Here is a 22,428-nt window from a genome sequence, read left to right on the forward strand (position 1 = left end):
ACGCCGCAGGTGGGATCACCGGCGTATCGTTCACTCACGCATCAACATAGACGCGGCGTGAGCGAGCGGATGGGACGGCGATGAGCAATCTCGAAGAGCACCCGGTGTCTCAGGAGTGCGTGGCCGACCCGCGCGGCGGCGTCGAGGTCATCACCGCGCGCGAGGTGCCGTTGGGCGGTCCGCGCGCGATGCGTGTCCGTCGGACGCTGCCGCAGCGACAACGGTCGCTGATCGGGGCGTGGTGCTTCATCGACCACTACGGCCCCGAGGACGTGTCGACATCGGCCGGCATGGACGTGGCGCCGCACCCCCACACCGGTCTGCAGACCGTCAGCTGGTTGTTCACCGGCGAGATCGAGCACCACGACTCCGCGGGCGTCCACGCGATGGTGCGCCCCGGTGAGCTCAACCTCATGTCCGCCGGTCACGGCATCAGCCACTCCGAGGTGTCCACCCCGGACACGACGATCCTCCACGGGGCGCAGCTGTGGCTGGCACTGCCCGATGCCGTGCGCGACGACGACCACGGCTTCGACCACTTCGCCCCCGAACCGGTCACCGCCGGCGACGCGCAGATGCGGGTGTTCCTCGGCGACGTGGGGATGCGGGTCGGCGACGAGCGCGTGCGGGCGGACTCACCGGTGCGGACCGCGACCGCACTGGTCGGCGCGGAGATCGTGCTGCCCGCGCACACCACCGTGACGCTCGAGGTCGCTCCGACGCACGAACACGGCGTGTTGAGCGACCGGGGTGACATCGCCGTCGAGAACGAGTCGCTCGCGGTCGGCGAACTCGGGTTCGTCGGCGTCGGGTCGCCGACCGTCGTCGTCGCCAACCGATCCGACACGTCGGGTCGGGTACTGCTCGTCGGGGGCGAGCCGTTCACCGAGGAGATCATCATGTGGTGGAACTTCGTCGGACGCACCCACGACGAGATCGCCTCCTATCGTGCGCAGTGGGAGGCCGGCGACGTCCGATTCGGGACCGTCGAGGGATACCGTGGGCCGCACCCGCGTATCCCGGCTCCCGAGATGCCGACCACCACGCTGCGCCCGCGCGCCAACCCGGCGCCGCACGCCGGCTCCACGAGAGGCCGATGACCATGCCGACCGACAAGACCGGCGCCCGGGCCGAGATCGCCGACAACCCGGCGATGCAGCGATTCGAGATCTCCGTCGACACCGGCGACGGCACCGGCTCCGTGGTGGGCTTCGCGCTGTACCGCGACCGCACCGACGATTCCGGCCGCGCGCAGCGGGTCTTCTTCCACACCGAGGTCGACGACGCCTTCGGCGGTCGTGGACTGGGGACGTTGCTGGTCCGCGGCGCGCTGGAGGCCATGCGCGACAACGGAACCCGCGTGGTGCCGGGGTGTCCGCTGTTCGCCGCCTACCTGCGCAAGCATGACGACTTCGCCGACATCGTCGACCGCCCCACCCAGCAGATCATGGACGACCTGCGCGAGCAGACCGCCTGAGGACTCAGGCCTCGACCCGGGGCCGCACGTCCGCGAGACCGAGATGGTGTCGCAGGGTGGTGCCGGTGTAGTCCTCACGGTGCACGCCGCGTTCCTGGAGCAGCGGGACCACCTCGTCGGCGAACCGGTCGAGGCCCCCGGGGGTGAGGTGGGGGACGAGGATGAAGCCGTCGCACGCGTCGGCCTCGACGAACTCGATCATGGTGTCCGCGACGGTCTCTGCCGAGCCGATGAACGACTGCCGACCGGTCACCTCCACGATCAGCTCGCGCGTCGTGAGCTTCTTCGCCTCGGCCAACTGCCGCCATTCCGCCGCGACGTCTCGCGGATCGCGGTGGATGCGCACGCTGGCCCGCCCCTTCGCGACGGTGTTCTCGCCCGGGATGGGATCGACGGCCGGCAGCGGGCCGTCGGGATCGTGGTCGGAGAGATCCCGGTTCCACAGTTGCTCGAGGAATTTGATCGCGGTCTGACCGCTGACCTGCGCCAGGCGCACCTCGTGGGCGAGATCGGCGGCGTCGGCGTCGGTGTCACCGATCACGAACGTCGTCGCGGGCAGGATCAGCAGGTCGTCGGGCTCGCGACCGAAGCGCGCGAGCCTGCCCTTCACGTCGGCGTAGAACTGTTGCCCCGCATCGAGGGTCCCGTGCCGGGAGAAGATCGCGTCGGCGGTCTCGGCCGCGAAGTCACGGCCCTCCTCGGAATCGCCCGCCTGGAAGATGACCGGGTGTCCCTGCGGACTGCGCGGCACCGAGAACCGGCCGGTGATGTCGAACTGGCTGCTCGCGTACGAGAACGCGCCCGCGTCGGGTCGTCGGAGGAACCGGCCCGTGGCCTTGTCGGCGACGATGTCGCCGTCGTCCCACGAATCCCACAGTCGCTGTGCGGCATCGAGGAACTCGCGCGCGCGGGTGTAGCGGGCGTCCTTGGCGAGATAACCCCCGCGACGGAAGTTCTGGCCGGTGAACTCGTCCCACGACGTGACCACGTTCCACGCCGCCCGGCCGTTGGTGAGGTGATCGAGGCTCGCGAACTGCCGCGCGACCTCGACCGGCTCGTTGAACGTCGAGTTGATGGTGCCGGTGAGGCCGAGGTGGCTGGTCACCTCGGCGAGTGCGGCGAGAACGGTGAACGTGTCCGGGCGGCCCACGACGTCGAGGTCGTAGATCTGGTCGTTCTGCTCGCGCAGCCGCAACCCCTCGGCGAGGAACAGGAAGTCGAACTTGGCGCGTTCGGCGGTCCGCGCGAAGTGGACGAACGACTCGATGTCGATGTGGCTGCCGGCCGCGGGATCGCTCCACACCGTGGTGTTGTTGACGCCGGGGAAGTGCGCGGCGAGATGTACCTGACGGCGGCGATTCTTCTCGGGGGTGCTCATGCTGTCACCAGTCCTGCGTAGCGGTTGGCGGGGCGGGGGAGTCGGAGATGCCCGCGGAGGGTCTCCTCGGAGTAGTGCGTGCGGAACAGGGTGCGTCGCTGCAGTTCCGGGACCACGCCGGCCACGATCGCCTCGAGGTCCAGGGGCACGGCGCCCGGTCGCAGGCGGACACCGACCACCCCGGTCTCGGGGTCGACGAGCTCGGCGATCCGGTCGGCGACGTCGGCGGGAGTGCCGACGACCACCGCGGCGTCGTCGGTGAACTCGGTGCCGAGCCACTCGTCGAGTCGATCGCGGTGCGCCCGGGCCTGCGCGCGGGTGTCGCCGAGGAACACGGTCAGATCGGCCAGCACGCGCACGGCGTCGTCGCGGCCGGCCTCGACGCGGGCCCGGTCGATCTCGGCGACGATGCCGCGCGCGTCGGCGACGTCGGTGGGGGTCACGAACGCGAGGTCGGCCGAGCTGCCCACGAAGCGGTGCACGTCGCCGGTGTGGCTCAGCGCCGCGATGATCGGTTGGCCCTGCGGCGGTCGCGGCGTGATCGACGGTCCGCGCACCGAGAAGAACGCACCCCGGAAATCGATGTAGTGCAGCTTGTCCCGGTCGATGAAACGGCCGGTCGCGACGTCGCGGATCTCCGCGTCGTCCTCCCAGCTGTCCCACAGGCGGCGCAGGACCTCCGCGTGATCGGCGGCCTCGGCGAGCAGGTCGGGGACGGGTTCGGCGCCGGGGCGGCGTCCGAACAGCGCGGTGTCGCCCGCGTGGTGCGAGATCCGCAGGCGGACTCCCGCCCGACCGTGCGACGCGTGGTCGAGGCTCGCGATGGCCTTCGAGACGTGGAACGGCTCGGTGTGGGTGGTGACCGCCGTCGGGATCAGTCCGACGTGATCGGTCGCGAGGGCGACGCGGGCGGCGACTAGCGTCGAGTCCAGATGTCCGACCGCGAGATCCACGCGCCCGTCGGCGGTGGCGGCCGGACCCGAGGAGGAGTCCGAGAGGGAGAACGAGTCCTCGATGGTCACCAGGTCGAGCAGCCCCTGCTCGGCGAGACGCACCTGATCGATCCAGTACCGCGCGCTCACCAACTCGGTGGGGCGGGCCGAGTCGAGACGCCAGGCGGCCGGGTGTCGTCCCGCGCCACCCAGCGCGACGCCGACATGGATCGATTGCTCGGGGCTCGCGGACACGCGGACCTCACCTCCTGGTAGCGGTTGTCGTCGGGTCAACTCCAGGGTGCTGGTGACGATTCCGTTCGCGCGGAGAACAAATCACGGTGAACGCAACCGTCGCGAGATCGGCCGCGACGGCGCTCACTGGATCCATGTCTGTCTCCATCGGTGTCCTGCGTCCGTCGTGGCTGACGCGGTTGCGAGCGGTCGACCTGCTCTCGGCCGCCGCAGCGCTCAACCCCGACGCACACTCGGTGTGGCCGTCGTCGCGAGCCGCCCTGGCAACGCGGACCGACGGGGTCCCGGGAATCGACGAGCGATGACCGCCATCCCGTTGTCGGTGCTGGACCTGTCGCCGATCTCGCAGGGGGGCACCCCGGCCGACGCGCTGCGGAACTCGGTGCGCCTGGCGCAGCACGCGGAGAGCCTGGGCTACAAGCGTTTCTGGCTCGCCGAACACCACTTCGTCGCCGTGGCCAGCTCGTCGCCGCCGACGGCGATCGCGCTCGTCACCGCGGCGACCGACCGCATCCGCGTGGGGGCCGCGGCCGTTCAGATCGGGTTCCACACGCCGGTGTCGGTGGTGGAGGCGTTCGGCACCATCGACGCCCTGCACCCGGGACGCCTCGACCTCGGAATCGGGCGGTCGGGTCAGCGTCGCGCCGAGGCCACCGCGGGATCAGCGCCACCGCGTCCGCCGACCGTGACCGACGATCGGCTCGTCGACGGGGTGCTGGTGCCCCGGCCCTTCTCCGCGGCGAAACAGCTCGGGTCGCCTCGGATGGCCGCGGCGGCGACCGCTCTGCTGCCGCCACCGGCGCAGCAACCCGATTTCGCCGGGGCCGTCGACGACGTCCTCGCGCTGCTCGCCGGCACCTTCGAGGTCGGGGGCGAGCACTTCTCGGCGGTGCCCGGTGAGCACGCCGAGGTCGAGGTGTGGGTGTTCGGCAGCAGTCGGGGCCAGAGCGCCGAGGTGGCCGGCCGACGCGGTCTGCCGTTCGTCGCGAGCTACCACATCACCCCCTCGACGGCCCTCGACGCGGTCGCGGCCTACCGCGAGGCCTTCGTGCCGTCGGAGACCCTCGCCGAGCCCTACGTCGTGGTGTCGGCCGATGTCGTCGTCGCCGACGACGACGCCACCGCCCGCGAACTCGCCTCGAGCTTCGGGCCGTGGGTCCACAGCATCCGCGCCGGTGGTGGCGCCGTGCCCTATCCCGACCCCGCGGTCACCGAACCGCTCACCGAGGCCCAGCAGGCCGTCGTCGACGACCGCGTGCGCACCCAGTTCGTCGGCGACGCGCCCTCGGTCGCCGACGGTCTCCGCACCCTCGCCGCCGCCACCGGCGCCGATGAACTCGTCGTCACCAGCGTCACCCACGGCTTCGACGACCGCCTCCGCTCCCACGAGCTCCTCGCCAAGGAGTGGGGTCTGGCCTGAACATGACTGATATGTCGCTCTGAGCGGGCAGGCGTCGCATGTGGGGCGATGCCGTGCAGCAGAGAGGAACATCTCAGTCACCGCCGGTGGTCACCGCGTCGTACGAGGGTCAGGATCGCGGCTTCGGTGGCAGACCAGTCGTGGACGATCTGCCGATAACTCAGTCGCAGCGGGAGGTAGCCCAGCTCGATCAGCGTTCGATCTCGTGCCCGGTCGTTCTCGTATCGCTCGATCCCGGTGTGGTACTCGCGGCTGTCGCATTCGACGACCAGGCGATCCCCAACGAGTAGATCCACGAAACCGACGCCCGCGATGCGGGGCTGGGGGGTGACGGAGATGTTCCGCGAACGCAGCCGGAGACGCACCATCGTCTCCGTCCCCGACTGCGCGCCGCCGTCACATCGGTCGACCAGGGCACGGGTGCGTGCAGGGGCGGGTGCCAGGGCGGACGTGATCTCCTTGATGGTGGCGTGTCGGGAGTTCAGCGCCGAGTCGCACACCACGACGAGCCCTTCGGCGTCGAGGCTCCGCGCGGCGTAGGCGAGCGAGCACAGCAGATCGTCGACGGCGGCCGTCGGTGGCGGGATGGATCCGTGCACGCGGCATCCCGACGCGAGCCGGACCTTCCGATGGGCGGGCCGCATGTGCAGCTTCTTCTCGTGCTCAGGAACCCATAGTCCGTGTCGTCGAAGGGCGGAGACACACGTGAGAATCCCGCCCGCCGAGACGGCCTCGACCACCATCGGGTCGGCGTGGGGCGCGGCGAACCATCCGGGGCGTAGGCGACGGATCGTGCCGCGGCGCACGAGTCGCCGGATCTCGGGATCGCCCACATCCAGGTCCGCCAGCTGCTGCCGGGAGACGACGCCGCGCGATGCGCGGACCACCGGGTCGAGATCGGACATGACGAGCAGTGTCGGCGGCCCCGGGCGCCGAACCCCGTTCCGAGCGCGGTGACGGGCCGGTTCTGGGGACTCCCGCCGATCTGTGCACAGGCCGGTGACTGAGATGTGCCTGTTTCGTGCGCGCGATCGCTCACGTGGCGTTGGCGTGCACGAGAGCGGCACATCTCAGTCGATTCCCCGAGGGGCTTGGGCTGCGTGGATGCGGTGATCGGGCCGGATTTCACGTGGCCATGGCGGCTTTGCGGAATCGTTTCTCCCGACGTCGCGTCACCCGTCGCCGCGACCTTGCACTCGCCATGGGCGAGTGCTAAAAAGGCAGTTGGCACTCTCGAACCGGGAGTGCCAGGTCGGAACGGTGAGATCGGGTCTTCACTGACACCCCCGGTCGTCCGTCGCGGGCACCGAGTCCGGCCAACGAACTTCAGTGTCACCCCCTATCGGAGGATCACTTCGCATGGCCAAGCAAATCGCGTTCGACGAAGAGGCCCGTCGCGGCCTCGAGCGGGGTCTCAACAGCCTCGCCGACGCCGTCAAGGTGACGTTGGGACCCAAGGGTCGCAACGTCGTTCTGGAGAAGAAGTGGGGCGCCCCCACCATCACCAATGACGGTGTGTCCATCGCCAAGGAGATCGAGCTCGAGGATCCCTACGAGAAGATCGGTGCCGAGCTCGTCAAGGAGGTCGCCAAGAAGACCGACGACGTCGCAGGCGACGGCACCACCACCGCCACCGTTCTCGCCCAGGCGCTCGTGCGTGAGGGCCTGCGCAACGTCGCGGCCGGCGCCAACCCGCTGGGCCTCAAGCGCGGCATCGAGAAGGCCGTCGAGGCCGTCACCGAGTCGCTGCTGAAGTCCGCCAAGGAGATCGACACCAAGGAGCAGATCGCTGCCACCGCCGGTATCTCCGCGGGCGACCCGTCCATCGGCGAGCTCATCGCCGAGGCCATGGACAAGGTCGGCAAGGAAGGCGTCATCACGGTCGAGGAGTCCAACACCTTCGGCCTGCAGCTCGAGCTCACCGAGGGCATGCGCTTCGACAAGGGCTACATCTCGGGCTACTTCGTGACCGACGCCGATCGTCAGGAAGCGGTCCTCGAGGATCCCTACATCCTGCTGGTCTCGGGCAAGGTCTCGACCGTCAAGGACCTGCTGCCGCTGCTGGAGAAGGTCATCCAGGCCGGCAAGCCGCTGCTGATCATCGCCGAGGACATCGAGGGCGAAGCGCTCTCGACCCTGGTGGTCAACAAGATCCGTGGCACCTTCAAGTCGGTCGCCGTGAAGGCCCCCGGCTTCGGTGACCGTCGCAAGGCCATGCTGGCCGACATCGCCATCCTCACCGGTGGCGAGGTCATCAGCGAAGAGGTCGGCCTCTCGCTCGAGGGCGCGGGCATCGAGCTGCTCGGTACCGCGCGCAAGGTCGTCGTCACCAAGGACGAGACCACCATCGTCGAGGGCGCGGGCGATTCCGACGCCATCGCCGGTCGTGTCTCGCAGATCCGTGGCGAGATCGAGAACAGCGACTCCGACTACGACCGCGAGAAGCTGCAGGAGCGTCTGGCCAAGCTGGCCGGCGGCGTCGCGGTCATCAAGGCCGGCGCTGCGACCGAGGTCGAGCTCAAGGAGCGCAAGCACCGCATCGAAGATGCCGTGCGCAACGCCAAGGCCGCCGTCGAGGAGGGCATCGTCGCCGGTGGTGGCGTGGCCCTGCTGCAGTCGGAGCCGGCCATCGACGGTCTGTCGCTCGAGGGTGACGAGGCCACCGGTGCCAACATCGTGCGCGTCGCGCTCGAGGCCCCGGCCAAGCAGATCGCGTTCAACGCGGGCCTCGAGCCCGGTGTCGTCGCCGACAAGATCCGCAACAGCCCGCTGGGCACCGGCCTCAACGCCGGCACCGGCGTGTACGAGGATCTCCTCGCCGCAGGCATCAACGACCCGGTGAAGGTCACCCGCTCGGCGCTGCAGAACGCAGCCTCGATCGCGGCCCTGTTCCTCACCACCGAGGCCGTTGTCGCCGACAAGCCGGAGAAGAACCCGGCCCCGGCGATGCCGGGTGGCGACGAGATGGGCGGGATGGGATTCTGATCCCCCCCGTCTGACTCGACAGACAGTCTGACTCATCAGACACAACCGAAGGCCGGTCACCGTTCGCGGTGGCCGGCTTTCGGCGTTCCTGCGACCGTTTCGCCCCTACGCGACCGTCGCAACGGTCGCGTCAGGCGGGAACGGTCGCAGGAACGCGCTGAGTCGTCTCTGAACCCACATCACGAGGGCGCGCAGGAGAACCCCGGCGAGCAGCAGCACTGGGGTGGTGATGATGCCGAGGCCGTAGATCAGAAATCCCGACAGGAGCGAGACGAGTGCAGCGGTGACCTTGATCGTCGTCACCGATGTCGACGTCTCGTAGATCCCGAGCAGACCACCGGTCAGCAGCGACGCCGACGATGCCCCGAAACCCCCGAGCCACAGCGTCATCCCGGCCGCGTATGCCAGGTCGGCGGGAGGCCCGAAGCGGATCAGGAAGCCGAAGATCACTCCGATGAAGGCAATCAGGTGCGTCGCGTAGTACCAGCGAACGATGCGCCGCCGCCGTCGCTCGTCGATGATGCGCTCATGCCGAACTGCGTTCATGCACTCGACTACACGCTTGTCGGCGCCGAAACGGAATACGACATCGGTCACATGTGCAGTACGGCACAGAGGCGACGAATCAGCGGCTGAGGTTGTCGCGGGGCGCCGCCACCGAGAGCCCGACGTCGCGCGCCGCGTCGGCCAACCGCCGGTCGTAACAACAGAAGTCCGTCACCACACCGTCGAAGGCGTCGCGGGCCGTCGCCAGGTGGATGGCGTCGAGCGATCGCAGCAGGGGATCGGTGAACGCGGCCGCCGCTCGCCGTACGTCGTTGTCGATCTCGTGACAGGCGACGCGGTCGAGGAGTGCGAAAGCGGAACCGACGAAGGTGGATTCGCCGAACCGTCGCGCAGCTCGCACGAGCTCGATCTCGAGCAATGCCGACGACACCAATCCCTTGTCGGACGCGTTGATCCATTCGGTGAGGCTGCGCGACTCCGGCTCGCGGCGGATCAGCTTCACCGCGGCCGAGGTGTCGAGGTAGATCATCAGTAGCGTTCGTCCTCGCGCATCTCGCGCAGCAGGTCGGAGGAGTCGTCGTGCATGGGTCCGGTGGGCCCGGGCAGGGGTCCGGACTGTGTCGCCGGGACGACTTTGCCCGCGCCGATGAGATCGGTGAGCGGGTGCGGCGATGGGGGCGCGAGCACGGCGACAACGACACCGCGCTCGGTGATCTCGATCTGCTCACCGGACTTCACTCGCGCCAGCACGGCCGCAGTCTGTTGATTCAGCTCGCGCACGGGAACGGTGGTCACGAGATCAATCGTAGTACTTCTTGTACTACGAATCGATGACGCCTCCAGTAGGGCGCTACGCCTTTCGGGTCGATTCAGTGGGCGTGGCGATCGGTTGGGGCGTTCACGGAGTGCGGAGTCGCCGCACTCCCGCTGAAGTGGACGCTGTCGGCGATGCCCGAAGCCCAGATGGTGTCGCTACCAAGCATGCCGACTTCCTCCGCGACTCAGGTTTGTCGTTCATTCGTCCTACATATCCGCCTCATGCCGCGTGTTTGTCGGTGGCAGACGATTGAATGTCTCGCATCGTGTCCGTTTCAGGGGAGATGCCGTGCTGAGTCGACAAGTGTTGTCAGCGTGGGCGAAGTCCGATCGCGACTCCGATGACTGGCTGTCGTTGGTCCGGCATTCTGAGGATGCTGTGGAGGTCGCCGGCTTCCTCTGGGATGACTGGCTTCCGCCAGCAACGCAGCGGACACTGTCCGGCTCCATGTCTTACGAGCAAGGACGGACACTGGCGCAGTTCCTGGCCGGTGTTCACGACGTCGGCAAACTCAGCCCGGCGTTCGCTATGCAGGTCACCAGCCTGTGCGGACCGATGCGAGACGCCGGTCTTGTCGATTTTCCGGCGATGTCTGTTCGGCCCGGAGTGGTTCCGCACGCAGCTGTCAGTCATCTCGCACTGGAATCGTTCCTGAGGGAAGCCGGCGCCAACCGCGCGATTGCACGGTCCTATGCCTGCGTGGTTGGTGGCCACCACGGAGTCGCGCCCACCCTTGCGACAGTGGGCAGATCTGCTGTTGACGAGTACCGCTGTCATCACGGCACCGGCGAATGGGGGCGAGCGCGGGCGGAACTGATCGATCACGTTCTCGATCGGATCGAAGCGCGTGACGCTCTCGCCACAGTCTGGTCGCGCACCCCGTTGACCGTTGAGCAGCAAATCCTGTGGACCGGGTTCGTCATCATGGCCGACTGGATCGCGAGCAACACCGAGCTCTTCCCGCTGTCCGGTGAGGGGAGTGCGCAGGGACGCGGTCACACCGGGTGGGAAGCGCTCGACCTGCCTGCTCCGTGGCAGGCCAGTCCACTTGCGGATCTTGCCGACCTCCTCCGACAGCGATTCGCTCTCCCTGCCGACGCCGTTCCGAACGCCATGCAGTCGGCGGTCGTCCAGGCCGCTCATGACATGACCGAACCCGGCCTCATCGTGGTGGAGGCGACGATGGGCTCAGGCAAGACCGAAGCCGCCCTCGGCGCCGCGGAGCACTTGGCCGCGAAGTTCGGCCTCGGCGGCGTGATGATCGCCTTGCCCACCATGGCCACGTCGAACGCGATGTTCGCGCGAGTACGCACGTGGTTGACGAATCAGGCCCCGGACTCGACGCTCGCCGTCAAACTCGCCCATGGAAAAGCTCACCTGAACGAGGAGTTCCAGGCCCTCTCGTCACGGAGCCGTGTGGCGCACGTCGACATCGACGGTCCCGCGCCGGCTAGAGGTGACTGCCATGCAGAAGTGATTGCACACCAATGGTTTCGGGGTCGCAAACGGTCGATGCTGGCCGGCTTCGTTGTCGGTACCATCGACCAGCTCTTGTTCGCCGGTCTCAAGGCGAAGCACGTCGTCCTGCGCCACCTCGCGCTGGTGAACAAGGTCGTGATCATCGACGAGGTCCACGCCGCAGACGATTACATGCGGACCTACCTCCTCCAGGTTCTCGAATGGCTCGGCGCCTACCGCGTTCCCGTCATCATGCTGTCCGCCACCCTCCCTGGTGACCAGCGCTCTCAACTCGTCGAGGCGTACGAACGCGGCCGCGGCGTCAGATCGTCGGATGAAGTCGAGATCAGCGGCAACATCGGATATCCCGTCGTGACGACCGCGGCGACGCACCGCACGGTGACTCCTGTCCCCACCGAGCGCGCCTCGTCTGTTGCGGTCGAACGTATCGGTGACGAGTACGGCGAACTCATCGGCCTGCTCGAGGAGGCATTAAGTGCCGGCGGGTGCGTGGCCATCGTCCGCAACACTGTTGGCCGAGCACAGGAGTGTGCGCGTGTTCTGCGTGAGCGTTTCGGGACTGACGTCATGCTCGTGCACTCGAGATTCGTGGCGCAGCATCGAGCCGCGCTGGAGCGACACCTCGTTGACCGCCTCGGCCGCGGTGGCGATCGCCCCGAATGCCTCATCGTGGTGGCGACGCAGGTGATCGAACAGTCCCTCGACGTTGACTTCGACCTTTTCGTCACCGACCTCGCGCCCGTCGACCTGGTGTTCCAGCGCATGGGCCGCCTGCATCGACACGAGCGTGAGCGCCCGCCTGCTTTGCGTGAACCACGCGTGGTTCTCACCGGAGTTCTCGACTGGGCTGCAGCGCCCCCCGACATCGGGGCCGGTCACGCCAACATCTACGGCACATCGCTGCTGCTGCGTGCAGCGGCAGTCCTAGAAGGGCGCGCCACCCTGACGATCCCGACTGATATTCCCGTGCTCGTCCAGGCGGCCTACGCGCCGAAATGCGCTGTTCCGCAGAGGTGGGAGGCGGAGGTTGCGTTGGCAGATTCCGCCCACGGACTCCAGGTCAACAAGCAGCGAGAACGAGCGAGAACGTGGACGCTGACGAGACCGTCTTTCGAACCCGTCCTGATCGACTGGCTCGAGGCCAACGTGGCCGACGCCGACACCCCACGCGGGTACGCGCGGGTGCGCGATTCCGATGAGGGAATCGAGGTGCTCATCACTCGTCGCGTCGATGATGAGGTCTTCCTCCTGCCGCAGTGCGGCGGTGAACGCATCGAGGTGTTCACCGAGCCGACCGCAGCCCAAGCCCGTCGGATCCTTAACTCGTCCGTCCCTCTACCGCGGCAGATGTGCAGCCCGGGCCGAGCTGGTGAGCGCGCCGTCATCGACAGGACGATCGAAGAATTGGAGCAGCGGATGTATCCCGGGTGGGAGGGATCCAGCTGGCTGGCAGGCGAACTCGTCGTCGAACTGGACGAGAACAATCGAACGACTGTTGGTGATTTCGACCTGAGGTACGACGACCTCGAAGGTGTCGTCGTGACGAAAAGGGGGTAGAAGATGACGACGTTCAATCTTGTCGACGAACCATGGATCATCGTGTTCGCGCGCGACGGCAGCATCGCCGAGCGCTCCATTCGCGATGTTCTGATCGGCGCCGATGATGTGGCGTCCGTCGGGGGTGACATCCCCACGCAACAGTTCGCGGTCACCCGACTACTACTGGCCATCGTCCGCCGCGCCGTCGACTGGACCGCGGATCCGTTGCAGAGATGGTCGGAACTCTGGTCCGCAGGCGTGTTGCCGCGCAACGAGATCATTGCCTACCTCGACAGCGTGCGAGACCGCTTCGACTTGTGTGATCCCGAGCGACCCTTCTATCAGGTCCCGGACTTTCAGAACGCGAAAGGGGAAATGAAGCCGGTGACGCTCATGATCAGTGACGTGCCGGCGGGCCATTCCTACTTCACCACGCGTGCCGGGTCGGGTGCGACCCACCTGGCGCTGGCGGAGACTGCGCGGTGGGTCGTTCACACCCAGGCCTATGACACGTCGGGAATCAAGACCGGTGATCCCCGTGATCCGCGCTCGAAAGGCGGTAAGGGCTATCCGATCGGTATCGCTTGGTGTGGACAGCTGGGCGGGATCCTGGCCGAGTCAAAAAATCTGGCCCGGACGTTGCTCCTGAATATGCCGCTTCGGACATCGACCACTTCTTTGGTCGTTGACGGTGATCTTCCCTGTTGGGAGCGTGAACATCTCGGAGTATGTGCTCGTGAAGAGGCAGCCCCTTCAGGTCCGATCGACTTGCTCACCTGGCAGAGCCGCCGCATCAAGGTTGCGTTCGACGGCGACCGCGCCACCGGTGTGCTTGTCGGCAACGGCGATCCACTGGAACCGTTCGCCCAGCTACGCGCCGAACACCTCACGGGATGGCGGTTCAGCGAGCAGCAATCCAAGAAGCGTGGCGGCGAAACGTTCTACCCGCGCACTTTCGACGCTGACAGGTCGGTGTGGGAAGGGTTCGAGAACCTTTTGCTGGATGCGAACGGGGATGGCATTCGAGGCCGTACTGCCACTGTCTTCGAGTGGCTTGACCTCCTCGTCGATCAGGAGATCATCGACACGTCGCTTGTCGTGATCCCGCACGTTTTCGGAATGCGCTACGACACGCAATCGAGTGTCATCGGGGCATCGATCGACGATCGAATCGCACTGCGTGTGGCCAACTTCGGGCGTGATGGGTGTCGGCGCGTCGCCGTGGAGGCTGCAAGGGTCGCGGTACGAGTCGCTGGCGTGATCGGAACGCTGTCCCGCGACCTCACTCGGGCGGCCGGTGGCGAGGGCGATTCCGATTCAGCGTCTGCTCGAACGGAGTTCCTGTCACGTCTCGATGTTCCCTTTCGCTCGTGGCTCCTCGAGCTCGGTATCGGCGACATCGAGGAGCACCTGATCCTGTGGCACAGGCTCGTTCATCGAGCGGCCGTCACCAGCGGTACCACTCTCATCGAGAGCGCAGGGCGGCCCGCATTCGTCGGACGAACAGTCGTCGGTCGAGACCGCAAGCCCCTTTGGCTCGATGCCCCCCGCTGTGAGCAGTTCTTTCGTGCCGCCCTCAACCGCGAGGCGCCTGGCGCGTTCAATCACGAGAAAGAGAGTGCAGATGTCGGCTGAAGCGGCGCCACGCGCGCGTAGATACTCAGAGCTCGGGGATGCAGTGCGTGCAGCCGTTGCAAGTCTCCAGCGTGGATACCTTTCCGACGCCAAGGAACCGTGGGCTACCGCCGCATTGGCTCGTCTGCGACAGGCGACGAGCCGACCCCCAGGATCCGCGCCGGACGTGTGGGAGTACACGATCGGCGTCGTCCCGAAACATCTTCAGGGCCGATCTGACGAACCCTCCGCGCATGAGTGGGCAGCGCACATCGCGATGACATTCTTCGCGCTACACCAGCAGGGTCGGGTCGACGGGATGACGCGGCCCGGCGGAACTCTGGGATCGGCTGCCCGACGTCTGGTGACCGGACCGGATCTCGAGGAGTCGATCCGCCGACGCTTTCAAGCGGTGGCGCTGGCCGAGACTCGGCAGGGCGTCGTCCACCATCTGCGTGCGCTGATCGGACTCCTGCGCGCAAAGGGCGTTCCGCTCGACTACGGGCGCCTCGCTGACGATCTCGTCGACATGTTCTCGGGTCGAGGAGACCGTGTTCGCCTTCGGTGGGGGCGTGACTTCCGCCGCATCGACCAGACACCTGTCGTAACCGATCTCGACACCAAGGAGTGAGCCCAATGTTCATCGATATCCACATCCTGCAATCGGTACCGCCCAGCAACATCAATCGTGATGACACCGGGAGCCCGAAGACAGCGATCTACGGAGGCGTACGCCGCGCGCGTGTTTCGAGCCAGTCATGGAAGCGTGCGACTCGCAAGCGTTTCAACGACACGCTCGACAAGTCCGAGATCGGCTTTCGGACCAAGCGTCTGTCCGAGCTGCTGGGTGAGCGCATCCGCGAGCGTGTCGAGGGTCTCGAGCCCGAATCCGCATACGCGCTTGCATCGTCGGTGTTCAAGGCGGCCGGTAAGGGCATCAAGATGGAACCACCCAAAGTGGACAAGAAGGCCCCTGCGAAACCGGACGAGTCGAAGTACCTCGTCTTTCTCAGTGCAGCGCAGCTGGAGTCCTTGGCGGACCTGGCCGCTGCAGCACACCGCGAGGGTGCGGAACTCGACAAGAAGCGCGTGAAAGAGGTCTTCACCGCGGACAACAGCATCGACGTCGCACTATTCGGTCGGATGATCGCTGATGACGCCGAACTCAACGTCGACGCGAGCGTCCAGGTCGCCCACGCCATCAGTGTCCACGCCGTGGAGCAGGAGTTCGACTACTTCACCGCCGTCGACGATTTCGGCGAGGCTAACCAGGAGCCGGGCGCCGGGATGATCGGGACCATCGAGTTCTCGTCGTCGACTCTCTATCGCTTCGCGACCATCAATGTCGCGGGCCTCGAGAAGAATCTCGGTGACCGAGCCGCGACTGCGCGAGCCGCCGCTGCGTTCGTCGACTTCTTCGTTCGATCGATGCCGTCGGGCAAGGCCAACACGTTCGCGAACTTCACCCTCCCCGAGGTCGTCATGATCAATATCCGCGAGGATCAACCGGTCAGTCTGGTTGGTGCATTCGAGGATTCGATTGCGACAGGTGCAGAGCACGGCGGTATCCCGTCGCGCGCAGCAGCCAAGCTGGCACGCCACGATGCGGAGATCGCCGAAGCGTATGGTTCGGCGAGTGCGTGTTTCTTCACGAGCGCGGGTGTCTCCGCTGAGACGTTGGCCGGCCGGGGTGAGGCAATCGCTTTCTCGAATCTGGTTCAGCAGGTGAGCAACACTGTTTCCGCCTGGGATCCGGCCGGATGAGCACCCTGGTGGTCTGTCTCGCCGGACCGATGCAGGCGTGGGGGGCATCGTCGCGTTTCACGAAGAGGGACACGCGGCGCGAACCGACGAAGAGCGGCGTCATCGGGCTGCTGGCGGCAGCTCAGGGGGTCAGGCGAACCGACTCCATTGAGCACCTCCTCGGTCTGCGATTCGGTGTTCGCGTCGACCGGGACGGGGTTTTGATGCGGGATTTTCAGACTGCTCGCTCGCTTGACGAGAAGAAGACGATGCCCTTGTCGATCAGGTATTACCTTGCCGACGCCATCTTCGTCGCGGGTGTCGAGGGGCCTTCCGAGCTGATCGATACCCTGGCCGATGCCCTTCGGCGGCCGGTATTCCCGCTCTTTCTCGGGCGGCGATCGTGTCCGCCGAGCCGGCCGCTGCTGATGGCTGTGGCCGATGACGGCCTTGATGCAGTGCTTGCCTCGACCCCGTGGCAAGCGCCGCCGACCTACAGGCGCCGGCAAGCGCGCGAAGTCCGCCTGCGGACAATTGTCGACGGGGTCCCAGGGGTCGGCCCCACCGTTCGCGACGTACCAATCAGTTTCGATCCGCGTCGGCGCGAGTACGGCTGGCGGACAACCGAGGAATCGTTCGTGACGATGCCAAACCCAGATGGCCATGGCAACAGTATTTCTCATGATCCGATGTCGCTGCTCGGAGGTGCTTGACATGCCCCACCTCACGCGAATGCCGATCAACCGCCGTCGCCGCGGCGGAGCTAAACTGCTTGCCTCACCGCAAGCCATGCACGCCGCGGTGGCCGCCGCGTTCCCACCCGACGCACCTACAGCAGCTGGGTCCGAGCGCTTGTTGTGGCGGGTCGACAGCCCGTCCGCCGACACGCATCACCTGTACGTGGTCAGCCCCATGGAACCCGACCTCAGTCACGTCGTCGAACAGGCCGGGTGGCAGACGGGTGAGATGTGGCAGACGCGTGACTACGCGCCTGTACTCGACGCCATCCAGGCCGGGCAACGGTACCGATTCAGGCTCCGAGCGAATCCGGTGTACAGCGGACGATCGTCGCCGGACGAGCAGACATCCTTGCGTGCGCATCGCTCGGTCAAACACCAGGAATCATGGCTTGAGTCACGGGCACATGGAGGCGGGTTTCGCATCCCGGACGGGAGTCGTGACGATGCGCTTCTTCGCGTCGTCGACCGGGGAGTCATGCGTTTTGGCAAGCGGGGCGGCGCTGTCACCATCGGTCACGCCACCTTCGAGGGCGTGCTGGAGGTGGTGGATCCGGACTCGCTGCGGCACAGCCTCGTTGCGGGAATCGGGCGAGCCAAGGCCTACGGCTGCGGCCTCCTGACCCTCGCTCCGTTGGTAACTCCGCGGTCATGAATGTGCCAGGCCCGCCACCTGTCCGGCCGACCGAGCTGGTCCGTGCGTCAGAGAGAGTGTCGTTCATCTACTTGGAGAGATGCACGGTGCATCGGGATGGCAACGCATTGACGGCGACAGACGAGCACGGGGTAGTTCACATTCCCACGGCGACGATCGGTGCGTTGCTCCTTGGTCCCGGCACGCGAGTGACTCATCAGGCGATGGTCCTCATGGCGGAGTCGGGATCGTCGACAGTGTGGGTGGGCGAACAAGGCGTGCGCTACTACGCGCACGGCCGACCTCTGGGGCGGACCAGTCGCCTTCTCGACGCGCAAGCACGAGCAGTGTCCAATCGCGATCTCAGGATCGGCGTTGCGCGCGCGATGTATTCGATGCGCTTCCCTGATGAGGACACCAGCGGATTCACGATGCAGCAGTTACGCGGGAAGGAAGGTGCCCGCGTGCGGAAGATCTACCGTGAGCATGCGCAGCGCACAGGAGTCGAGTGGACTCGACGCGACTACGACCCGAACGATTTCGCTGCGGGTGACGACGTGAACCGTGCTCTGTCCGCGGCGACGACATGCCTCTACGGAGCCGCACACGCGATGATCGTCGCTCTGGGCTGTTCGCCTGGGCTCGGTTTCGTCCACACAGGGCACGACCGCTCCTTCGTCTACGACATCGCCGACTTGTACAAGGCCGAGATCGCGATCCCCGTTGCCTTCGACGTGGCGTCCGAGGAAGTCGAGGACATTCCCGCGGTTGTCCGCCGCCGAGTGAGGGACGTCATCTATCAGTCCAAGCTGTTGCCGCGGTGCGCTGAAGACATCAAAGCGCTGCTCTTACCAGGGTCGGACGACCTCGACACTTACGAAGCCGACGTCGTGTATCTCTGGGACGACCGCGGTCCTGCAATTGCGAGCGGTCAAAGCCATTCCACCCAAGAGGATTTCGAGGTGCCATGGTAGTTCTCATCGTCACCGCGTGCCCAGCTGGCCTGCGTGGCCACCTGACCCGGTGGCTGCTCGAGATCAGTCCCGGCGTCTTTGTCGGGGTGTTGTCCAGGCGCGTCCGCGATCTGCTGTGGGAGCGGGTGGAAGAGCTCGTCAAAGACGGCCGCGCGATCATGGTGTCGAGCGCGCGCAATGAGCAGCGATTGGATTTTCGAGTACATCGATACGACTGGGAGCCCGTGGATGTCGACGGAGTTCGGGTTGTACGGCGGCCTCACACAGGCGAGGCTCTTGCTTCGGCTGCAAAGCCCCGTGCCGGCCGAAGTAAGGCGAGCCGGTACCGCGCGGCGCGTCGTACCCGGCGAGGTGAGAATTCGAGAGAGTCCGATTGATTTCGGAGATGATGAGCAGCGAAGGGCCAGCTCAACAAGTGTGCTCCCCGCGAACGCGGGGATGAGCCCTACCCTGAACTCGCATGAGGTTGATCAGGATCGTGCTCCCCGCGAACGCGGGGATGAGCCTTGACACACCGCGTCGGCGCATGGTTTTTGATCGTGCTCCCCGCGAACGCGGGGATGAGCCCGAGCCGGCAATTGAGTCCGCAGCTATTCCGCGGTGCTCCCCGCGAACGCGGGGATGAGCCCAGCTCGCACACGCATGGCGTGACGGACCTGACGTGCTCCCCGCGAACGCGGGGATGAGCCCACGATCCGGCAACGGGGTGCGCTGCACGGTACGTGCTCCCCGCGAACGCGGGGATGAGCCCGTCGCGGCCGGAGCACCCGACAAGCGGGCAATGTGCTCCCCGCGAACGCGGGGATGAGCCCCCCTACTACGCGCGATGGGTTCAGGCGCTGAAGTGCTCCCCGCGAACGCGGGGATGAGCCCGGATTCCGGCATCAGACCTCCCGCACATCCGCGTGCTCCCCGCGAACGCGGGGATGAGCCCTTGACGCCCGTAAGCGATCCGTCCTGAATCTTGTGCTCCCCGCGAACGCGGGGATGAGCCCGGGCGTGAGGTCAACCGCTGCTGTCGTCGTCAGTGCTCCCCGCGAACGCGGGGATGAGCCCTGGGTTCTCGATCCTGGTTTCAACGGTGATCCGTGCTCCCCGCGAACGCGGGGATGAGCCCGCATCCAGTCGTACGCCGGCTTCGCACGAGACGTGCTCCCCGCGAACGCGGGGATGAGCCCGGTGAACAGGTATCCGCTATGGGCGTGAATAAGTGCTCCCCGCGAACGCGGGGATGAGCCCCGTTCGTCAACGACGACTGCCCAGGACGACACGTGCTCCCCGCGAACGCGGGGATGAGCCCCACGCCAGGATCGTTCCCTGAAGGAACGGCATGTGCTCCCCGCGAACGCGGGGATGAGCCCCGAAACATCCAAATCGGCCCTCGCGTCGCTGGGTGCTCCCCGCGAACGCGGGGATGAGCCCGGCCAGTGGGGACGCAAGTTCGACCCTGTCGGGTGCTCCCCGCGAACGCGGGGATGAGCCCGACACCAACACCGCGTCGAGCTTCGAGTCAGTGTGCTCCCCGCGAACGCGGGGATGAGCCCAGACGCGAGGCGTCGATGTAGGTGGCGCGGTACGTGCTCCCCGCGAACGCGGGGATGAGCCCGACTCGACAGGAGACTGATCCATGGGACAGACGTGCTCCCCGCGAACGCGGGGATGAGCCCACACGGTGGCGCTCGCAACCGCTCCGGGCCGCGTGCTCCCCGCGAACGCGGGGATGAGCCCAAACATCCCGAAAAGTTGGCGCCCGTGCGGCAGTGCTCCCCGCGAACGCGGGGATGAGCCACTGGCCGTTCGCGAAGAAGCGCCTCACCGAGATCGTGCTCCCCGCGAACGCGGGGATGAGCCCGTCTACACCGTGCGTCTGGCGGACAACAGCGAGTGCTCCCCGCGAACGCGGGGATGAGCCCAACTCGACGTCGACGCCGGACTCGCTGATCGTGTGCTCCCCGCGAACGCGGGGATGAGCCCGGGGAGGGGACGCGCCCGACTTCCCGGAACGGTGCTCCCCGCGAACGCGGGGATGAGCCCAGCCCCCACGCGGACACCACATTGGGTGCCGTGTGCTCCCCGCGAACGCGGGGATGAGCCCGCCGCGGTGTTCAACCACATCGGGAAGCCGAAGTGCTCCCCGCGAACGCGGGGATGAGCCCTCATCACGCAAGGACGGACAGATGCCCGCCGGGTGCTCCCCGCGAACGCGGGGATGAGCCCCCGCCGCCTGGAGGGCTGCACTCCTCCAGGCGGTGCTCCCCGCGAACGCGGGGATGAGCCCTCCCAGCATCTCGGTGGCGTCCTTGAGCTCGTGTGCTCCCCGCGAACGCGGGGATGAGCCCACGGCCCCCTACGACGGTGGAGTGGAGTACTGGTGCTCCCCGCGAACGCGGGGATGAGCCCAGGCTGATCATCGTGTACATCAGTGCCCTACCGTGCTCCCCGCGAACGCGGGGATGAGCCCTCGACCTGGCCCTCCACCTTCCCGGTGCCTGGGTGCTCCCCGCGAACGCGGGGATGAGCCCCAAGTATCAGGAGGCGGAGGACGCCAAGAAGTGTGCTCCCCGCGAACGCGGGGATGAGCCCGCGGACTCCGGGTCGTCGTCGAGGAGCATTTCGTGCTCCCGCGAACGCGGGGATGAGCCCCGCTAGGAGGTCCGTTATGCCCGCTGACGTGGGTGCTCCCCGCGAACGCGGGGATGAGCCCCATACGAAGATTGCCGCTCAGATGCTGAGTGCGTGCTCCCCGCGAACGCGGGGATGAGCCCCGGCACGGCCCACGTGCTGTCGCCACGCAGGAGTGCTCCCCTCGAACGCGGGGATGAGCCCTGCGGGTTGATGCTTTGCAGCATCAAGCGCATGTGCTCCCCGCGAACGCGGGGATGAGCCCGAAATACCACCGATTACTCGCGCATCCGTAAGGTGCTCCCCGCGAACGCGGGGATGAGCCCGGACCAGCGGGACAACCCCGGCGCCGTGCGGCGTGCTCCCCGCGAACGCGGGGATGAGCCCCAATTCCTGTTGGCCTGCAACGGTGATTCGTGGTGCTCCCCGCGAACGCGGGGATGAGCCCCGCTGGTGCGGGCCGTTGTCGCCGAGCACGAAGTGCTCCCCGCGAACGCGGGGATGAGCCCGAATCGGAGGAGTGACCGCATGAGCAAGGTAAGTGCTCCCCGCGAACGCGGGGATGAGCCCCGGACCGAAGCGACGCGTCTGTCTCAGTACGGGTGCTCCCCGCGAACGCGGGGATGAGCCCATAGGTCTGCTCCGGGGTGGAGAGGGCGCGCGGTGGTCCCCGCGAACGCGGGGATGAGCCCGGTCCGCTTGCACTTCATGGCGATCGGGCCGCGTGCTCCCCGCGAACGCGGGGATGAGCCCAAGGGGATCGACCTGATCCTCGAGACGATCATGTGCTCCCCGCGAACGCGGGGATGAGCCCCGGCGCGAAGTAGGAATACAGCAACGGTCCGTGTGCTCCCCGCGAACGCGGGATGAGCCCCCACTCGGCGTGGGCGGCGGGTACAGCCTCAAGTGCTCCCCGCGAACGCGGGGATGAGCCCCACGCCGCGGGCTCGGTGAGGTTGTTTATCAAGGGCTCCCCGCGAACGCGGGGATGAGCCCACGGAGAGGTGAATGCTGGTGAATGCTGCGATGTGCTCCCCGCGAACGCGGGGATGAGCCCCGGCTGTCCCTGTAGGCCCGACCTGCGATGCGGTGCTCCCCGCGAACGCGGGGATGAGCCCCCGGCACACCTCGAGTTGGGCACGCACGCCGAGTGCTCCCCGCGAACGCGGGGATAAGCCCTAGGCCCGGTTGAGGGTAGCGGCGGGGTCAGAGTGCTCCCCGCGAACGCGGGGATGAGCCCAAGTCGAGCATGGCGACGGCGCAGTTGACGATGTGCTCCCAGCGAACGCGGGGATGACCCCCGACCGACGACTGG

19 protein-coding genes and 2 CRISPR repeat arrays are annotated in these 22,428 nt (G+C 66.9%); of the genes, 13 read left to right on the forward strand and 6 right to left on the reverse strand.

Going from position 1 to position 22,428, the window contains the following annotated elements; translation table 11 throughout:
* Positions 1-80 precede the first annotated feature (80 nt).
* Together TU34_RS04715 and TU34_RS24045 are read left to right on the forward strand one after the other, a co-directional pair.
* Entirely contained in the window at positions 81-1,100 is a 1,020-nt protein-coding gene (locus TU34_RS04715; RefSeq protein WP_045821688.1) for a pirin family protein, read from the forward strand.
* Positions 1,097-1,477: a GNAT family N-acetyltransferase gene (locus TU34_RS24045; RefSeq protein WP_052688739.1), complete on the forward strand. Its 381-nt coding sequence runs from the start codon at positions 1,097-1,099 to the stop codon at positions 1,475-1,477. Before TU34_RS04715 ends, TU34_RS24045 begins: the two co-directional genes overlap by 4 nt.
* A 4-nt stretch (positions 1,478-1,481) precedes the next feature.
* Here TU34_RS24045 and TU34_RS04725 read toward each other — a convergent pair whose 3' ends face one another.
* Positions 1,482-2,855: an NtaA/DmoA family FMN-dependent monooxygenase gene (locus TU34_RS04725; RefSeq protein ID WP_045821690.1), complete on the reverse strand. Its 1,374-nt coding sequence runs from the start codon at positions 2,853-2,855 to the stop codon at positions 1,482-1,484.
* Positions 2,852-4,042: an LLM class flavin-dependent oxidoreductase gene (locus TU34_RS04730; RefSeq protein WP_045821691.1), complete on the reverse strand. Its 1,191-nt coding sequence runs from the start codon at positions 4,040-4,042 to the stop codon at positions 2,852-2,854. The genes TU34_RS04725 and TU34_RS04730 overlap by 4 nt, the downstream gene beginning before the upstream one ends.
* Positions 4,043-4,176: 134 nt before the next feature.
* Here TU34_RS04730 and TU34_RS23875 point away from each other — a divergent pair, with 134 nt between their 5' ends.
* Both TU34_RS23875 and TU34_RS04740 read left to right on the forward strand, forming a co-directional pair.
* Entirely contained in the window at positions 4,177-4,347 is a 171-nt protein-coding gene (locus TU34_RS23875; RefSeq protein ID WP_160298506.1) for a hypothetical protein, read from the forward strand.
* Complete coding sequence (locus TU34_RS04740; protein ID WP_045821693.1) at positions 4,344-5,462, forward strand: LLM class flavin-dependent oxidoreductase; 1,119 nt, start codon at positions 4,344-4,346, stop codon at positions 5,460-5,462. Before TU34_RS23875 ends, TU34_RS04740 begins: the two co-directional genes overlap by 4 nt.
* 77 nt (positions 5,463-5,539) lie before the next feature.
* Here the strand turns inward: TU34_RS04740 and TU34_RS04745 are convergent, their stop codons facing one another.
* Positions 5,540-6,367, reverse strand: coding sequence for a type IV toxin-antitoxin system AbiEi family antitoxin domain-containing protein (locus TU34_RS04745; protein WP_045821694.1), 828 nt, complete (start codon positions 6,365-6,367; stop codon positions 5,540-5,542).
* A gap of 454 nt (positions 6,368-6,821) precedes the next feature.
* On the opposite strand from TU34_RS04745, the gene groL reads away from it, so the two are divergent.
* Entirely contained in the window at positions 6,822-8,447 is a 1,626-nt protein-coding gene (groL, locus tag TU34_RS04750; RefSeq protein ID WP_045821695.1) for a chaperonin GroEL, read from the forward strand.
* Positions 8,448-8,552: 105 nt separating this feature from the next.
* On the opposite strand, the gene TU34_RS04755 is transcribed toward groL, so the two are convergent.
* The 3 genes from TU34_RS04755 to TU34_RS04765 form a co-directional block, all read right to left on the reverse strand.
* Positions 8,553-8,993, reverse strand: a complete 441-nt coding sequence (locus TU34_RS04755; RefSeq protein WP_150116398.1) for a hypothetical protein — start codon at positions 8,991-8,993, stop codon at positions 8,553-8,555.
* 79 nt (positions 8,994-9,072) lie between these two features.
* The gene (locus tag TU34_RS04760; RefSeq protein WP_045821697.1) at positions 9,073-9,483 is read right to left on the reverse strand and encodes a type II toxin-antitoxin system VapC family toxin; all 411 of its coding nucleotides are present in this window, start codon (positions 9,481-9,483) and stop codon (positions 9,073-9,075) included.
* A complete protein-coding gene (locus tag TU34_RS04765; RefSeq protein WP_162486042.1) occupies positions 9,483-9,749 on the reverse strand; it encodes a type II toxin-antitoxin system Phd/YefM family antitoxin in 267 nt (88 codons plus the stop codon). The genes TU34_RS04760 and TU34_RS04765 overlap by 1 nt, the downstream gene beginning before the upstream one ends.
* A 325-nt stretch (positions 9,750-10,074) precedes the next feature.
* Between TU34_RS04765 and TU34_RS04770 the strand changes: the two genes are divergently transcribed.
* Genes TU34_RS04770 through cas2e form a run of 8 tightly spaced genes read left to right on the forward strand, consistent with a single transcriptional unit; the run spans position 10,075 to position 18,868 of the window.
* Entirely contained in the window at positions 10,075-12,807 is a 2,733-nt protein-coding gene (locus tag TU34_RS04770; RefSeq protein WP_052688740.1) for a CRISPR-associated helicase/endonuclease Cas3, read from the forward strand.
* 3 nt (positions 12,808-12,810) lie between these two features.
* Positions 12,811-14,424, forward strand: a complete 1,614-nt coding sequence (casA, locus tag TU34_RS04775; RefSeq protein WP_045821699.1) for a type I-E CRISPR-associated protein Cse1/CasA — start codon at positions 12,811-12,813, stop codon at positions 14,422-14,424.
* Positions 14,414-15,034: a type I-E CRISPR-associated protein Cse2/CasB gene (gene casB, locus TU34_RS04780; RefSeq protein WP_045821821.1), complete on the forward strand. Its 621-nt coding sequence runs from the start codon at positions 14,414-14,416 to the stop codon at positions 15,032-15,034. The genes casA and casB overlap by 11 nt, the downstream gene beginning before the upstream one ends.
* Positions 15,035-15,039: 5 nt before the next feature.
* Positions 15,040-16,167 carry a type I-E CRISPR-associated protein Cas7/Cse4/CasC gene (gene cas7e, locus TU34_RS04785; RefSeq protein WP_052688742.1) on the forward strand — a complete coding sequence of 376 codons (1,128 nt, stop codon included), beginning with the start codon at positions 15,040-15,042 and terminating at the stop codon, positions 16,165-16,167.
* Positions 16,164-16,859, forward strand: a complete 696-nt coding sequence (cas5e, locus tag TU34_RS04790) for a type I-E CRISPR-associated protein Cas5/CasD (RefSeq protein ID WP_045821701.1) — start codon at positions 16,164-16,166, stop codon at positions 16,857-16,859. The genes cas7e and cas5e overlap by 4 nt, the downstream gene beginning before the upstream one ends.
* Position 16,860: 1 nt before the next feature.
* On the forward strand, positions 16,861-17,538 hold the full coding sequence (gene cas6e / locus TU34_RS04795; RefSeq protein ID WP_045821702.1) for a type I-E CRISPR-associated protein Cas6/Cse3/CasE: 678 nt from the start codon (positions 16,861-16,863) through the stop codon (positions 17,536-17,538).
* Complete coding sequence (cas1e, locus tag TU34_RS04800) at positions 17,535-18,491, forward strand: type I-E CRISPR-associated endonuclease Cas1e (RefSeq protein WP_045821703.1); 957 nt, start codon at positions 17,535-17,537, stop codon at positions 18,489-18,491. The genes cas6e and cas1e overlap by 4 nt, the downstream gene beginning before the upstream one ends.
* Positions 18,485-18,868 carry a type I-E CRISPR-associated endoribonuclease Cas2e gene (gene cas2e / locus TU34_RS04805; RefSeq protein ID WP_045821704.1) on the forward strand — a complete coding sequence of 128 codons (384 nt, stop codon included), beginning with the start codon at positions 18,485-18,487 and terminating at the stop codon, positions 18,866-18,868. The genes cas1e and cas2e overlap by 7 nt, the downstream gene beginning before the upstream one ends.
* Positions 18,869-18,908: 40 nt before the next feature.
* A CRISPR array of direct repeats spans positions 18,909-21,075; the repeat unit is 29 nt; unit sequence GTGCTCCCCGCGAACGCGGGGATGAGCCC.
* Positions 21,076-21,166: 91 nt separating this feature from the next.
* Positions 21,167-21,928: direct repeats of the CRISPR family, unit length 29 nt; unit sequence GTGCTCCCCGCGAACGCGGGGATGAGCCC.
* Positions 21,929-22,428 lie beyond the last annotated feature (500 nt).

The organism is Williamsia herbipolensis, from assembly GCF_000964005.1.
Lineage (GTDB): Bacteria > Actinomycetota > Actinomycetes > Mycobacteriales > Mycobacteriaceae > Williamsia_A > Williamsia_A herbipolensis.

Excerpts from the sequence above, each read along its gene's own strand:
- TU34_RS04715 (WP_045821688.1), top strand. The coding sequence starts at position 81 with ATGAGCAATCTCGAAGAGCACCCGGTGTCTCAGGAGTGCGTGGCCGAC.
- TU34_RS24045 (WP_052688739.1), top strand. The coding sequence starts at position 1,097 with ATGACCATGCCGACCGACAAGACCGGCGCCCGGGCCGAGATCGCCGAC.
- TU34_RS04725 (WP_045821690.1), bottom strand. The coding sequence starts at position 2,855 with ATGAGCACCCCCGAGAAGAATCGCCGCCGTCAGGTACATCTCGCCGCG.
- TU34_RS23875 (WP_160298506.1), top strand. The coding sequence starts at position 4,177 with ATGTCTGTCTCCATCGGTGTCCTGCGTCCGTCGTGGCTGACGCGGTTG.
- TU34_RS04740 (WP_045821693.1), top strand. The coding sequence starts at position 4,344 with ATGACCGCCATCCCGTTGTCGGTGCTGGACCTGTCGCCGATCTCGCAG.
- TU34_RS04745 (WP_045821694.1), bottom strand. The coding sequence starts at position 6,367 with ATGTCCGATCTCGACCCGGTGGTCCGCGCATCGCGCGGCGTCGTCTCC.
- groL (WP_045821695.1), top strand. The coding sequence starts at position 6,822 with ATGGCCAAGCAAATCGCGTTCGACGAAGAGGCCCGTCGCGGCCTCGAG.
- TU34_RS04755 (WP_150116398.1), bottom strand. The coding sequence starts at position 8,993 with ATGAACGCAGTTCGGCATGAGCGCATCATCGACGAGCGACGGCGGCGG.
- TU34_RS04760 (WP_045821697.1), bottom strand. The coding sequence starts at position 9,483 with ATGATCTACCTCGACACCTCGGCCGCGGTGAAGCTGATCCGCCGCGAG.
- casA (WP_045821699.1), top strand. The coding sequence starts at position 12,811 with ATGACGACGTTCAATCTTGTCGACGAACCATGGATCATCGTGTTCGCG.
- casB (WP_045821821.1), top strand. The coding sequence starts at position 14,414 with ATGTCGGCTGAAGCGGCGCCACGCGCGCGTAGATACTCAGAGCTCGGG.
- cas7e (WP_052688742.1), top strand. The coding sequence starts at position 15,040 with ATGTTCATCGATATCCACATCCTGCAATCGGTACCGCCCAGCAACATC.
- cas5e (WP_045821701.1), top strand. The coding sequence starts at position 16,164 with ATGAGCACCCTGGTGGTCTGTCTCGCCGGACCGATGCAGGCGTGGGGG.
- cas6e (WP_045821702.1), top strand. The coding sequence starts at position 16,861 with ATGCCCCACCTCACGCGAATGCCGATCAACCGCCGTCGCCGCGGCGGA.
- cas1e (WP_045821703.1), top strand. The coding sequence starts at position 17,535 with ATGAATGTGCCAGGCCCGCCACCTGTCCGGCCGACCGAGCTGGTCCGT.
- cas2e (WP_045821704.1), top strand. The coding sequence starts at position 18,485 with ATGGTAGTTCTCATCGTCACCGCGTGCCCAGCTGGCCTGCGTGGCCAC.